Genomic DNA, 13,590 nt, shown 5'->3' on the forward strand with positions numbered 1-13,590 from the left:
AACCTTCCAACGGTGTATCAGGTATTAGCTGGTCAATGTATTTTCAGCAAGTTCTGAAAAAATATATTTACAACAAAGCACAGACTAAAATTGTTTCTACACTAACTCCCCCTTTGTGGTTTCAGTTCAGTCAGTGGGAGGGAAAAATGGTACAAACGAAAAGCATCAGTCAATCGATAGTCATCCGCAGGATAAGGCAACTCAGGATTTGCTTTTTGCTGCTGTGGCTCGGCTTTGCCGGGAGCGCAATATCCGGCCAAAAAGTAGAGGGCGTAGATATAGCGACTCTCAGGGAGCATTTAACAAGACAACATATTCAAGATGCCCTGTTACCAAGAATCGCAAAAAATTCGAAATTAAATGAGGTTGATTTTCGAAGATTCTTGGAAAGCTGTAAGTTCTTTCAAGCGCGAACGAGAAACCCAGAAATGCTCATAATCATAAAGAAAGGAAATTTTCGTAATAAACTCGACAGGGGAGAAACCTTCAAAAACTTCATGGTACAGACACTCCGTTTGGAGATTGATGCCCTGGTAGAAGTTTTTCAGTTTTTGCTAAATGATGAGGCATTCAGACCGTTAGGGCTGGAATTAAAGGATTCTCTGGAAAAGTCTTTAGCGCAGAATAATTTCGACGATAACGAAAGCCATGTTCCAAGCCCAGCCCCCTCCGATGATGAATCCGACGAGATGGACTTGAAAGAACCTAGTTACCCCACCGCCCCCCCACCTCCTGAGGCACATCCAGCTCAGTCTAAACCCCAACCACCAGTGCCTTTACCACCACAGCCAGGAACTAGCCCATCATACCATCCCCAGGCCGGGCATCCCTATCCCCAGGCAGGGTATCCCCCACAACATCAAACAGGGTATCCCCCACAACATCAACCAGGGTATCCCCCACAACATCAAACAGGGTATCCCCCACAACATCAACCAGGGTATCCCCCACAACATCAACCAGGGTATCCCCCACAACATCAACCAGGGTATCCCCCACAACATCAAACAGGGTATCCCCGGCCTGGACACTTCCTGGCAGATACTTCCCATTCTCCCCAGCTATGGCCACCAACTTACCCTCCTAATCAATTCCCAGAGTACACACGCGCCCCCGTTGTGCCACCACTCGCAACAAACAGTGGTTCTTTATTTGACAGCGGGTTGAATAGACTAAAGGATATACAAGAGAGACGAAACGCAATAGATTTTGATCAGCAGCAGTTATTTTCATCCTTGGGTCACTCCGTCTCTGATAATCTTGAGACTTACCGCCTCTCATTACGGCCACTTGTAAAATCTTTATTCTCTCAGGCTAATGAGAATACAAAATGGCTGACTATAGGGATCGCATGGCTGCATGTGGGTGGAAATTATTCTGAGTTTTTTCAATTAATGAGCAGCACTCCAGCAAGGCGTCGCCACACTTTCCTGGGGATATGTACAGATGACAAACGAGTTGATGTACTGCTGAAATATATTGACCTATTGTACTTGGGGAGAGATGCTTCTCACCCACCAAAATTGGACGGCTTTGACCAACGAGTACATGCCATGATGCAAAATGAAGGCATTGATCTAACACGTTTAAGACAACTAGTTGAAAAAGAATACAAAACAAAACCGGAATATTTCAAAGTTCAGCCTGCCATCAAATCCTTTTTCGAGAATCCAAAAAATACACCTTTTTTTGAAGATGTTCAGATTAGTAACATACATCAATTAGTGGAAAAACTTGAGCATATGGGCCAAACCACGAACCCGCATACGAACTTTGAACTGGGTATTGATGAGAGTGATATTAGTGATTTTGCTAGTTTGATTACTGCATTAAAATATGCAATGCGAAGAACCAGTAACAGTCCGCTGTTTGGGATGCTTTTAAAAATTCTTTCAAAATCACAAGCCAACCCTGAGCTACAAGGAGGAGAAATAGGGTTTATTGGTTTATTGCAATTGTCAATACCAGGCAGCTCTGACCATGTTTATGAAAATGAAATGAAAGATGCAGTTTTGCGTGCACTGGAGCACGAAGACACACCTGATGCAGTCATTTACGCGGTTGTTTCTGTGACGAATGGTGCACTCATGCCTGACTTATCCCAACGATATGCCATGTCCGGTGCCACATCTGGAGCCTCAAAACTAACAGCCCCTGCTATCTTTACCCCTGTTAATTTAGGAGGCGGATATTGGACGGTTAATCTATTTGGTGACCCAAAAAAGAAAACATTTGCAGCCCAACAATTATATAATATATGGAGAAATGTTGCCCGGCTTAGCAAGCTCGAAGAGCATCTTATTTCTGAGTGTGATAGGTTAAATACTACAGTAGGAGGCTCTGAGGGAATTATGAAAATGATGTCTGCAGTCAGGGATGCGTGTGTGTCAGACGAAGATGCTGAACAAGTTTTATTGGGGGCTGTACTAGAGACACGCAGCGCGGGCATTGCCCAAAGAATATGGAAGAGTGAAGCTAAGAAATAAATCTGCCCTGCCTGTACAAATGCACCGTTACCGCACAGTTCAGCGATGTCTCTTTTGCCAAGTGACATCGCTGAACTGTGCGGTAACGTTCAGAGCTGCCCTTCCCACCTCAAGCGTTTCCTAAACACGCTACCGTTTATTTCATTCCTAACCTGGCGATATGTTATTATTGAGCGCTTACCCTGATTTGCATGATCGTTCTTAATTACCAATTTTCAGCAGGTTTCGATGTATGACCGAACAATCCCGCGCCGCTGACAGCGGTCTGGCGATTTACCTGCGCCTATTGGGCTATGTTCGTCCTTATTGGCCCTTTTTCGCGCTCAGCCTTCTGGGCTACATTATTTTTGCTGCCAGCCAGCCCATGTTTCCCAAGCTGGTTGACTACTTTACCACCGCTCTGATCGGTGATTCCCTGGAACCTGTAACAATCTGGGGGCTGGGTGAGGTTTCGCCATCCAGACTGGTTTTTCTGGTTCCTCTCGGAATGGTATTTATTGCCGTTTTCAGGGGGATAGGCTCTTTTATGGGGAATTATTACCTGGCCAGAGTCTCCCTCGGTGTGGTTCATGACCTTCGGGTACAGCTGTTTAACAGCATGCTGATATTGCCAAACCGCTTCTTTGACGAGAACAATTCCGGCCACCTGATCTCCCGAATTACCTATAATGTTGGCGGTGTAACCACAGCGGCGACCGATGCTATTAAAGTTGTGGTCCGGGAAGGCCTGACAGTTATTGCCGTTCTGGGTTACCTGTTCTGGACCAACTGGAAACTGACCCTGCTGTTTATCGCCATTATTCCTGTGATTGCCGGCGTGGTTACCATCACCAGTAAGCGCTTTAAGAAGTTGAGCAAAAAAATCCAGAACACGATGGGTGATGTTACCCATATTGCCTCTGAGACCATTACCAGCCATAGAGTAGTGCGCAGCTTTGGTGGTGAAAGTTATGAGAAAGGCCGCTTTTTCGCTGCCAGCACCGACAACACCCAGAAAGGCCTGAAAATGGTCAAGGTTGGTGCTGTCATGACACCGACCCTGCAGCTGATTATTCTCTGCGCCATGGCGGCACTGATGTATTCCGTGCTGTATCTCCAAAGTACCGGGGCAACTGCTAACACTCCCGGCCAGCTGGTTGGCTTTCTGACCGCTGCAGGCCTGCTGCCCAAACCTCTGCGTCAGCTCAGTGAAGTTATCCCCAATATCCAGAAAGGTATTGTGGCCGCCTGGTCTGTCTTTGAGCTGGTTGATGAGCAGCCAGAACAGGATCTGGGCACCAAAGAAGTTGAACGGGCCCAAGGTGCCCTGGAGTTCAAGAACCTCTCCTTTACTTATCCAGGAGCGGATAAACCGGCCCTGAAGAATATCAACTTCACCGCTAAGCCCGGCGAGGTTATTGCGCTGGTTGGGCGCTCCGGCAGTGGCAAAACCACCCTGGCCAGCCTGCTCCCACGTTTTTATAACCATAATGAAGGCGATATCCTTCTGGATGGCATACCGATCCAGGATTACAGGCTGCCTAACCTGCGTAAACAGATTGCCCTGGTCAACCAGCAGATAGCCCTCTTCAACGACACCGTGGCCAACAATATCGCCTATGGTGACCTACGGGATACTGACAAGGAAGATATTCGCCTGGCAGCTCGCGCGGCTTATGCGATGGAGTTTATTGAAAACCTGCCGGAAGGCTTCAGCACTCTGGTTGGCGAAAATGGCGTTCTGCTTTCCGGCGGTCAAAGACAACGCCTGGCTATTGCCCGGGCCATTCTGAAAGATGCCCCACTACTGATTCTTGATGAGGCGACATCTGCTCTGGATACTGAATCTGAACGTCACATTCAGGCAGCGCTGGACGGTATTATGAAAAGCCGTACCACTCTTGTTATCGCTCACCGTCTCTCAACCATTGAGAATGCTGACCGCATTCTGGTTATGGACAAAGGTCAGATTATTGAGTCTGGCAGCCATGATGAGCTGCTGGAGAAAGATGGTGCCTACGCCCGCTTGTACCGTATGCAGTTTCAGGAACAGGCCAAACTGGCATCCGAGGAAGTGGTTTAAACCACTTCCTCCATTCAGTTTATCTTTTTAAGAGAAACGACATCAGATTAACTGACCCCAGATAAACAAGGGGTGTCGTTTTAAAATCAATACAAGGCGCTATTTCAAAGTAAATAGAGAATAGAATGAAACTCACTCTGCCCCGTTTTGATAAAGCCCGCGTTGTTGTAGCTGGCGACGTTATGCTGGATCGCTACTGGCATGGCCCAACCCGTCGTATATCGCCGGAAGCACCAGTTCCCGTAGTGCGAGTGACTGGCTCTGAAGACCGCCCAGGTGGTGCAGGCAATGTCTCCCTGAATATCACATCTCTGGGAGCACCCGTCTGGCTGCTCGGAGCAACCGGTGATGATGAAGCCGCCGACAGCCTGACCAACAGTCTGGAAAGTGCCGGCGTCTTCTGTGACTTTATCCGCCATGAACAAGCCCCGACCATCACCAAACTGCGGGTTATCAGTCAGCATCAGCAACTGATGCGTCTGGATTTCGAAGAATCCTTTTCAGAGTCTTTCCAGGAACAGATTCCTGAGCACCTTGAGAAGCTGCTGGATAACGCAGATGCTCTGGTTCTGTCAGATTACGGCAAGGGAACACTGTCGGATCTGCAGTCCCTTGTTAAGCTGGCACGTTCCCGCAACATTCCGGTTCTTGCCGATCCCAAAGGTGCTGATTTTGAGAAGTACCGTGGTGCAACAGTTATCACTCCCAACCTCAGTGAGTTTGAAACCATTGTAGGCCCCTGCCCTGATGAAAAGACTCTGGTTGAGAAAGGCCAGAAGCTGCGCAGAGACCTGGAGCTGGATGCTCTGCTGATCACCCGCAGCGAAAATGGCATGACCCTGCTGCGCGAAGATGAAACCGAACTGCACTTCCCGGCCCAGGCTCGTGAAGTTTTCGATGTAACCGGTGCGGGCGATACGGTTATTGCTGTTCTTGCAGCCGCCATTGCCAGCGGCATGCCTATGCCTGAAGCGACAGCTCTGGCCAATATCGCAGCCGGTATTGTTGTTGGCAAACTGGGTACTGCGACTGTCAGCCTGCCTGAACTGCGTCGTGCAGTCAGCTCTGTTCATGGTGTTGAGCGTGGCGCAATGACTCGTGAACAGCTGGAAACCGTCATTGAAGAAGCAAAGAGTCATGGCGAACGCATTGTCTTTACCAATGGCTGTTTTGATATCCTGCATGCTGGTCATGTTGGCTACCTTGAAGAGGCGCGTAAGCTGGGTGATCGCCTGATTGTTGCTATTAACAGCGATGAATCAGTAACCCGTCTGAAAGGTGAAGGCCGCCCGATCAATTCTGTCGAGCGTCGTATGGCTGTACTGGCAGGTCTGGAATCCGTGGATTGGGTTGTACCTTTCCATGAAGACACTCCGGAAACCCTGCTGGAGATGTTTAAGCCGGACATTCTGGTAAAAGGCGGTGACTACACCATTGATCAGGTGGTTGGTGCTCCTATCGTTCATGAGCATGGCGGCGAGGTTGCTGTTCTGGAATTTTTGGATAACTGTTCGACAACAGCAATTGTTCGTAAAATTCGTAAAGAGAACGTGACAGCCTGATTCATAGCGAATAAAACAAAGGAGCCTGGCGGCTCCTTTGTTTTATTGCATCCTTTCTAAGATGCAGCTTTAACACCTTCCTGACTAAGTCGATACTCTTCCTTAAGTTCCTTCCTCAGAATTTTACCGACAGGCGTGACTGGCAGCTCATCACGGAAAACAACTTTACGTGGCACCTTGTAAGCTGTCATATGCTCACGACACCAGGCAATCACCTCATCTTCTGTCAGCGATGAGTCCGTCGGAATAATATACAACCTTGGGGCTTCACCGGTTTTTGGATCAGGTACGCCAATACAGGCACAGTTCACAACCTTGGAATGTCCGGAAACAATGCTTTCGATTTCGTTGGGATAAACATTAAAACCGGATACCAAAATCATGTCTTTTATTCGATCAACAATGCGAATAAAGCCGTCGTCTTCAACTTTTGCGACATCGCCGGTTTTCAACCAGCCATCTTCACTGATCACTTCGGCTGTTGCTTCAGCACGGCCCCAGTAACCTTTCATAACCTGAACGCCACGAACACAGAGTTCACCGGTTTCTCCCTGGGCAACTGCATTTCCTTCATCATCAACCAGTTTGATATCTGTAGAAGGGACTGGCAAACCTGCTGTTCCCGGTTGGGCCTGTGGGCCCATCGGGTTAACACTTACGACGGGGGAACACTCAGTCAATCCATATCCTTCTGTTACCCGGCAGCCTGTGACTTCTTCCCAGCGCTTGGCTACATCATCCTGAAGTGCGGTTCCTCCAGAAAGTGTGACTTTCAGATGACTGAAATCCAGCTTATGGAACTCAGGATTCTCCATAAGACTGACAAACAAGGTGTTAAGCCCTGCAAAGAAAGTAAAGTCCCATGATTTTATCGCCTTGATAAAAAGGTTACTGTCTCTGGGGTTGGCTATCAGGACACTGTGCTGCCCCTGATATGGGAAGAACATCAGGTTCATAATAAACGCGTATATATGATAGAGCGGCAGCGGGGCAATGGCGATTTCCTCACCCGCCTTGAGCCACAACTCTCCATCATCACGCGTCTGTCCAAGAGATGAACTTATCTGTGACATATTGCCCACCAGATTGCCATGAGTCAGCATGGCCCCCTTGGCTACACCCGTTGTGCCTCCCGTATACTGCAGTATGGCAATATCCTCTGAAGTACGGGAAACAGGGGTATAGCCAGAAGTTTTAGCGCCCATTTCCAGTGTTTTGCGAAAAGAAATCGCAGTTGGCAGGCTATAGGGAACCACCAGTTTCTTCACATACTTCACAAGGCTGTTAATGATCCAGCGCTTGGGCGCAGGCAGCACATCAGCCAATGCCGTACGAATCAGATATTTTACCGGCGTATCACAGACAACCTCTTCAACCATATGGCCGAAGTTATCCAGAAACAGAATCGCCCGCGCCCCGGAATCATTCAGCTGATGCTTCAGTTCACGGGCTGTATAGAGCGGGTTGGTATTTACGATAACAAGGCCGGCACGCAGTGCACCGTATGCAACAATGGGATACTGAAGCAGGTTTGGAAGCTGGATAGCAATGCGATCACCAGGCTTCAGATCGGTATGACTCTGAATCCAGGCCGCAAAGTTTGCACTTTGAATATCAATATCACGGTATGTCAGGGTATGACCTATACCGGTGAAGGCAGGGCGATCAGCAAACTGGCTAACAGCTTCATCGATCAGTTCAATCAAAGAGCCGTAATCCAAAGTCGGAGCCTGTGAAGGCACTCCCGAGGGACGCTTATCATCCCAGAAAGATGGATTCATACTGATACCTGTTTGTTATTTTTGTAATCGGGTTCAATACAATAAACCGTTGCCATGAGCAGATTCCGAATACCAGGCCTCAAACCACGATGCATCGTAATTCACTCATTACCGGCAACAAGCCACTGCATTATGACCGCTTAATACATATGCTGGCAATTATTGGCATTTTTAGTAGCAATACGGCCGAAAATATAGAAACGACTTAATCACTTATCAAGCACAATAAATCCAAGCAAAAAGAACTCTTTACAGAGTGGAAAACATGGGGCAATCTGCACATGTCTTATCAGTATCGGCATTAGCGAAGTTGGACATAGATTATCGGCTTGTAGCCTGCCAGGAGCGTTTCCGGCAAGTATCCCATCACATCAATATCCAGCAGCTTGTGGAAGATTTTAATCGCCTGCGCACAACTGCAAACCTCAACGGTATCGAAGCACGTTCCGAGACAATCAGTTTTATTGCTGATCAGCTGGACGTTCTCTCCGTTGTTGAAGACCTGGACAGCGGACTTGATGAGTCAAAGCAAATGCTGGCAGGGCTCATTAATGAACTCTACGACCTGAAGCTCGAACCCGATACCGCCCTGGCTGGATAAATCAGCCAAGGGAAATATGGCAGTCTACCCCGGACTGATATCCAGTATCAGTTCGGGAGAGAGTGACTCAATTCTCTCCCTTACAGTATCCACATCGGTACCATCTGGTGCGTAAAGGTGTGCCTGAATAGACTGAAGGTGCTCACCTGTATAAGGGGCGGGTATGGTATCCGTATGAATTTCACTGATTCGTATATGCTGTTCGCCCAGAAGCCGTGACACATCAGTGACCAGCTCAGGGGCCTCATCAGCGATTAAGTTCATCAGCAGATGACTTTCATGATCAGGAAGCGCAGCGGGATCCATCCTATCAAACTGAACTTTCACGCCATTGTTCTTCATAGACGTCAAATCACTTGTAAGCCCTTTAAGCTCTTCAGGTGACACGCTGATAAACATGATACTGGCAAAGCGCCCCCCCATATGTGCCATATGGCTGGACAGCGAACGGGCTTTATGTTGAGAAACAGTCCGGGCCAGAACATCCTCCATTCCGGGCAGGTCGGGGCCAGTGACTGTCAGTAATAAATTATTCGTCATCGATCAATACTCTGAACGGCTCAACAGATCAGCCAAAGTATGGACCCTGATGGCAGGAATCGCGGGAATATTTTCTTTAACTTCGGGACATTTTTTCTCAGCCTCTTATAATACCGCCCCCTTAGAGCCTATTCATAATCTTATCGCAGGCTGCAAATGCCGAATAAAAACACCTGTTTCTTCGCTTTTGCTCGTTACATAGAACCACTATGCGCCTCGTAAAACCAAAGAAACAGGCATTTTTCTCGTCATTTTCGCTATCTGCGAAAGATTATGAAAAGGCTCTTAACGCTATAGCAGCCACACTGCGGAAGAAATCATGAACCTGACAACCCTCAGCCTGAAAAAAAATGCCGAACGTCGCCTCAAGGCAGGCCACCTCTGGATTTACAGTAATGAAGTCGATACATCCAAGACTCCCTTGAGTGGCTTCGAGGCAGGCCAGCAGGCTGTTGTAGAAACAGCATCAGGTAAAGCCGTTGGTATCGCTTACATAAACCCCAACACCCTGATCTGTGGACGACTGGTCAGCCGCAACACCAAGCATGCCCTGACCCAGTCACTTCTGGTTCATCGCATCAAGATTGCCCTTAGCCTGCGTGAGCGCCTCTATGATCAGCCCTGCTACCGTCTCTGTTATGGTGACAGTGACAATCTGCCCGGCCTGGTCATCGATCGTTTCCATGATTACCTGGTAGTACAGATCGGTACTGCGGGTATGGAAGCCATGCGCGAAGACATAATCGCCGCACTTGTTAAGGTTCTTAAACCAGCAGGTATCCTGTTCCGCAACACCGGAGGCGTTCGTTCTCTGGAGAATCTGCCTGAATATATTGAAGCCGTTTATGGTGAAGTGCCCGATGAGCTGCCACTTATTGAGAACGGTACCAACTTCCTGGCTCCAGTAAGAGATGGCCAGAAAACCGGTTGGTTCTATGACCACCGCCCAGCCCGCGCCTTCCTGAACGGCATGGTCAAAGGACAGAGAGTTCTGGACGTATTCAGCTATGTTGGCGGCTGGGGCGTTCAGGCTGCCAACCATGGTGCCAGTGAAGTATTCTGTGTCGACAGCTCAGCTCTTGCGCTTGACTATGTGCATAAAAATGCCGAGCTGAATGGTGTCGCTGATAAAGTTGCCACCCTTGAGGGCGATGCGTTCTCCGCGCTGAAAGAGCTGCATACCGCGCAGGAGAAGTTTGATGTTGTTGTTATGGATCCTCCTGCCTTTATCAAGCGCAAGAAAGATATCAAGAATGGAGAGCAGGCTTACCGCCGGGTGAATGAAATGGCCATGCGTTTGTTGAAGAATGATGGCATTCTGGTCAGCGGTTCCTGCTCCATGCATCTACAGCGAGATAACCTGCTGGATATCCTGCGTGCATCAGCCCGTCATATCGACCGTGAGATGCAGCTGTTTGCTGAGTGCCATCAGGGCGCGGATCATCCGATTCATCCATCCATTCCTGAGACGGCTTATATTAAAGCGATGTTTGGCCGGATTCTTCGAGTGTAAAAAACAGAATAATGTCGTCTGTCACAAACTGATCAAAGTGAACGACATATTTATTGCATAAGAAAAGCCCCGCTATTTGCGGGGCTTTCGGATTGATGTTGAATAACTTCAATTCACCATTTGGCATCAAGCAGACTTGGGCAGCTCCCCCTTGCTGACCAAAGCACCAGTCAGGTCATAGACCTTGCATTCTGATGACTTCATCCACCCCTGCCTGTAGGCACGGTCAAGCTTTGGCACCCCAAAGCTTAAATCCTTTTTCACTCTACGGGATTCAACACCCAACTGATAAGCCGCTTGCTCAGCTCGCTGAGCCCAACCAAGACTTTTACTGTAGCTATTGTCCATCCTTGACATAACGCCAGCAGCATACATGGTCAAAATATCTTCAATTCGCTCTTCCATGGCATTCATCACTGATGTTTCACCCGCAATCATGAAGCAAGACCTCCAAAAAAAACCACTTAATAAAGTGTTGATTTGATAAGCAGACACACCTTTCTTCTTCTAATCAAAAGTTTGCATGTCTGTGTGATTATTTATACCGGTATGAATTTTTCAATGCTTGTCTGTAAGTGGACAGTGGCTTGATCAAAACTCTACTTTTTATCCACAGCCATGTCTCTCCATATATAAGTACTTTTCACTACTTATTTTGTTAACTTCTGTTCCAATACCGGTAAAATGGTGGTTTAATTTCACACGTTACATTCATCAGTTGTATCAGACAAGAAGTTGCCGTGGGAGTTCACGGTCAGAAAGTATGTCATATAAATGCTGCATCCTTTTACCAAGAAGATACAGCGCTGACACACATTGTCACCAGGGACCTGGAGCACACTGATGTTCAAAACCATGGATACGGATAATCATCCATCCGCTGATTCTCTGGATGTCTGGCAGAGATTCCTGAACCACCTTCAACCTGTTTCCCTCCAGCAGTTAACCGGTACCAACCCGGAAAATTTCAGGGGGCGACTTCGACTTGCTCATCTGGGTGATTTAAGGGTCAGTATTCTCCATGCCACAGAGCACTGCCTGAAAAACGAGCCCCCGGCTGTCTCAAGCAAACCTCGAAAAGAATATGCACTGATTCTGCCAATGAGCGGGAACATGATTATTCGTCAGGGTCGGGATGATATACCTTTAATTCGGGATAACATTATTCTGGTTAACCTCAGTTACCCCGTAGAAACGGTTTATCTGACGCCAGCCACCTGCATGCAAATCATGATTCCTGAGGCCCGTCTGCGTCATCTCACCAAACTGCTGCCAGACAGCAAACCCTGTTCACTTGAGAGCGAAAAAGGCTTGGGGCTGATTTTGCGTAACCAGTGCCTGGGGCTTATCAATGGTCTGACTGATATAAGCAACGAGAAGTACTGCCACGCCCTTGGCGAGATGCTTATCAATATGCTCAGCCTGGTAATTAACAGCGCAGCCTCCTCAGGTCACAAGAAATCCCCGGAACTGAAAAGGCTGGCGGACATTCTTACCGCCATAGACCGGCAGCTGGAAGACCCGAATATCAGTACTGATACAGTGGCTAATGCAGCCCATATATCAAGAGCTTACCTGTTCAAGCTTCTCAAGCGGCATCACACCAGCTTTCGCCAGGAGGTGCTCAGCCGCAGGCTGGAGAGAGCTAAAACCCTGCTCCATGACCCGGCTCTTGCCCATCTGCCGGTGTCAAACATCGCCTGGCGCCTTGGGTTCAATAGCCACAGTCACTTCAGCCGAAGCTTCCAAAAGGCTTCAGGAGTAAGCCCTACCGACTTCCGCAAACTTTCCACCGATAAGAAGAGCGAGGTCCGCAACCAGAACCTGGAACTGGACCTTTCCTGATATACTCAGATTTCACAGCCCCATCTGCTTGGAAATAATCTCATTCATAATCTCTCGGGTGCCCCCACCGAGAGATAGAATGCGATTATCACGATAAAGCCGCTCAACCATACACTCCTGCATAAAGCCCATCCCACCAAACAGCTGAACAGCCTGATAGGTCAGTTTATCACTGCAATCTGTTGCGAAATTCTTGGCCATGGATACTTCCCGGATCACGCTCTTGCCCTTGTTCATGGCATCGGCCACCTGGTAGGTCAGAGCTTCACTGGCCTGAAGCATGGTCGCCATATCGGCAAGCTTATGGCGGGTCACCTGGAACTTGGCGACCGGACGACCAAAGGCTTCACGTTCACGCACATAGGCCAGTGACTGTTCCAAAGCCAAACGAGCAGTCATGTTCGCCATAATCGAAAGCATCAGGCGCTCACTCTGGAAGTTGCCCATGATGGCCGCGAATCCCTGATTCTCTCCACCAATCAGGTTTTCAGCTGGAACCATACAGTCATCAAAGAAAAGCTCGGCTGTATCAGAACAGCGCCAGCCCATCTTTTTGAACTTCTTGCCAACTGAGAAACCAGGGGTGCCCTTTTCAACCATAATCAGGCTGATTCCACCAAAACCTTCACCACCGGTTCGAACGCCTACCGTGTAAAAGTCAGCCCGGCAACCACTGGTAATAAACGTTTTGGAACCATTCAGCCGATAACGATCCCCTTCCCTGACAGCCCTGGTCTGCAGATTGGCAACATCTGAACCGCCACCGGGTTCAGTAATGGCGAGAGCTGCAACTTTCTCTCCCCTTAGCACAGGAGGAACAACCTTTTCTTTCAAAGCCTGAGAGCCAAGGCGAACAATGGGCGGTATCCCAATATCATGGGAACCCAGACCAGCAGCCAGACCACCGGAACCGGCACGCATAATCTCTTCGGAAAAAACAACACGGTGAAACTGATCGCCACCATTTCCACCCAGCTCTTCGGGATAGCCAATACCCAGAAAACCTGCGTCACCTGCCTTCTTGTACAGTTCCAGAGGAAACTCTTCAGCCTCTTCCCATTCATCAATATAAGGAAGAACATCCCGCTCAACAAACCGGCGAACAGATTCCCGCAGCAGGCGATGAGTGTCGTCAAAAAACTGATCAGTGAGCATAAGCGCATACCATTATTGTTTTTATGATGATGCAAGACTAAACAA

The 13,590-nt window shown here is 48.4% G+C and carries 11 protein-coding genes; 6 read left to right on the forward strand and 5 right to left on the reverse strand.

Annotation, left to right across the window (positions count from 1 at the left end; all coding sequences use genetic code 11):
* Positions 1 to 795 precede the first annotated feature (795 nt).
* The gene (locus M3P05_RS08335; protein WP_249699064.1) at positions 796 to 1,071 is read right to left on the reverse strand and encodes a hypothetical protein; all 276 of its coding nucleotides are present in this window, start codon (positions 1,069 to 1,071) and stop codon (positions 796 to 798) included.
* A 47-nt stretch (positions 1,072 to 1,118) separates the two neighbouring features.
* On the opposite strand from M3P05_RS08335, the gene M3P05_RS08340 reads away from it, so the two are divergent.
* The 3 genes from M3P05_RS08340 (at position 1,119) to hldE (ending at position 6,110) form a co-directional block, all read left to right on the forward strand.
* Positions 1,119 to 2,486 (forward strand): hypothetical protein, encoded by a 1,368-nt coding sequence (locus M3P05_RS08340; RefSeq protein ID WP_249699065.1) that lies wholly within the window; start codon positions 1,119 to 1,121, stop codon positions 2,484 to 2,486.
* Positions 2,487 to 2,718: 232 nt separating this feature from the next.
* Entirely contained in the window at positions 2,719 to 4,548 is a 1,830-nt protein-coding gene (msbA, locus tag M3P05_RS08345) for a lipid A export permease/ATP-binding protein MsbA (RefSeq protein WP_249699066.1), read from the forward strand.
* Between the two features lie 125 nt (positions 4,549 to 4,673).
* Positions 4,674 to 6,110, forward strand: coding sequence for a bifunctional D-glycero-beta-D-manno-heptose-7-phosphate kinase/D-glycero-beta-D-manno-heptose 1-phosphate adenylyltransferase HldE (gene hldE, locus M3P05_RS08350; RefSeq protein WP_249699067.1), 1,437 nt, complete (start codon positions 4,674 to 4,676; stop codon positions 6,108 to 6,110).
* 56 nt (positions 6,111 to 6,166) lie between these two features.
* Here the strand turns inward: hldE and M3P05_RS08355 are convergent, their stop codons facing one another.
* Positions 6,167 to 7,891, reverse strand: coding sequence for an AMP-binding protein (locus M3P05_RS08355; protein ID WP_249699068.1), 1,725 nt, complete (start codon positions 7,889 to 7,891; stop codon positions 6,167 to 6,169).
* A 265-nt stretch (positions 7,892 to 8,156) separates the two neighbouring features.
* Here M3P05_RS08355 and M3P05_RS08360 point away from each other — a divergent pair, with 265 nt between their 5' ends.
* On the forward strand, positions 8,157 to 8,492 hold the full coding sequence (locus tag M3P05_RS08360) for a hypothetical protein (RefSeq protein ID WP_249699069.1): 336 nt from the start codon (positions 8,157 to 8,159) through the stop codon (positions 8,490 to 8,492).
* 24 nt (positions 8,493 to 8,516) lie between these two features.
* Here the strand turns inward: M3P05_RS08360 and M3P05_RS08365 are convergent, their stop codons facing one another.
* Complete coding sequence (locus M3P05_RS08365) at positions 8,517 to 9,032, reverse strand: glycine cleavage system protein R (RefSeq protein ID WP_249699070.1); 516 nt, start codon at positions 9,030 to 9,032, stop codon at positions 8,517 to 8,519.
* A 319-nt stretch (positions 9,033 to 9,351) separates the two neighbouring features.
* On the opposite strand from M3P05_RS08365, the gene M3P05_RS08370 reads away from it, so the two are divergent.
* Positions 9,352 to 10,545, forward strand: coding sequence for a class I SAM-dependent rRNA methyltransferase (locus M3P05_RS08370; protein WP_249699071.1), 1,194 nt, complete (start codon positions 9,352 to 9,354; stop codon positions 10,543 to 10,545).
* 126 nt (positions 10,546 to 10,671) lie between these two features.
* Here the strand turns inward: M3P05_RS08370 and M3P05_RS08375 are convergent, their stop codons facing one another.
* Positions 10,672 to 10,983 (reverse strand): hypothetical protein, encoded by a 312-nt coding sequence (locus M3P05_RS08375; RefSeq protein ID WP_249699072.1) that lies wholly within the window; start codon positions 10,981 to 10,983, stop codon positions 10,672 to 10,674.
* A gap of 405 nt (positions 10,984 to 11,388) precedes the next feature.
* Between M3P05_RS08375 and M3P05_RS08380 the strand changes: the two genes are divergently transcribed.
* Positions 11,389 to 12,390, forward strand: a complete 1,002-nt coding sequence (locus tag M3P05_RS08380) for an AraC family transcriptional regulator (protein WP_249699075.1) — start codon at positions 11,389 to 11,391, stop codon at positions 12,388 to 12,390.
* Between the two features lie 12 nt (positions 12,391 to 12,402).
* Here M3P05_RS08380 and M3P05_RS08385 read toward each other — a convergent pair whose 3' ends face one another.
* On the reverse strand, positions 12,403 to 13,545 hold the full coding sequence (locus M3P05_RS08385; protein WP_249699077.1) for an acyl-CoA dehydrogenase family protein: 1,143 nt from the start codon (positions 13,543 to 13,545) through the stop codon (positions 12,403 to 12,405).
* Positions 13,546 to 13,590: the final 45 nt, after the last annotated feature.

Origin of the sequence: Parendozoicomonas callyspongiae (assembly GCF_023502345.1) — a bacterium.
Classification (GTDB): Bacteria; Pseudomonadota; Gammaproteobacteria; order Pseudomonadales; family Endozoicomonadaceae; genus Sansalvadorimonas; species Sansalvadorimonas callyspongiae.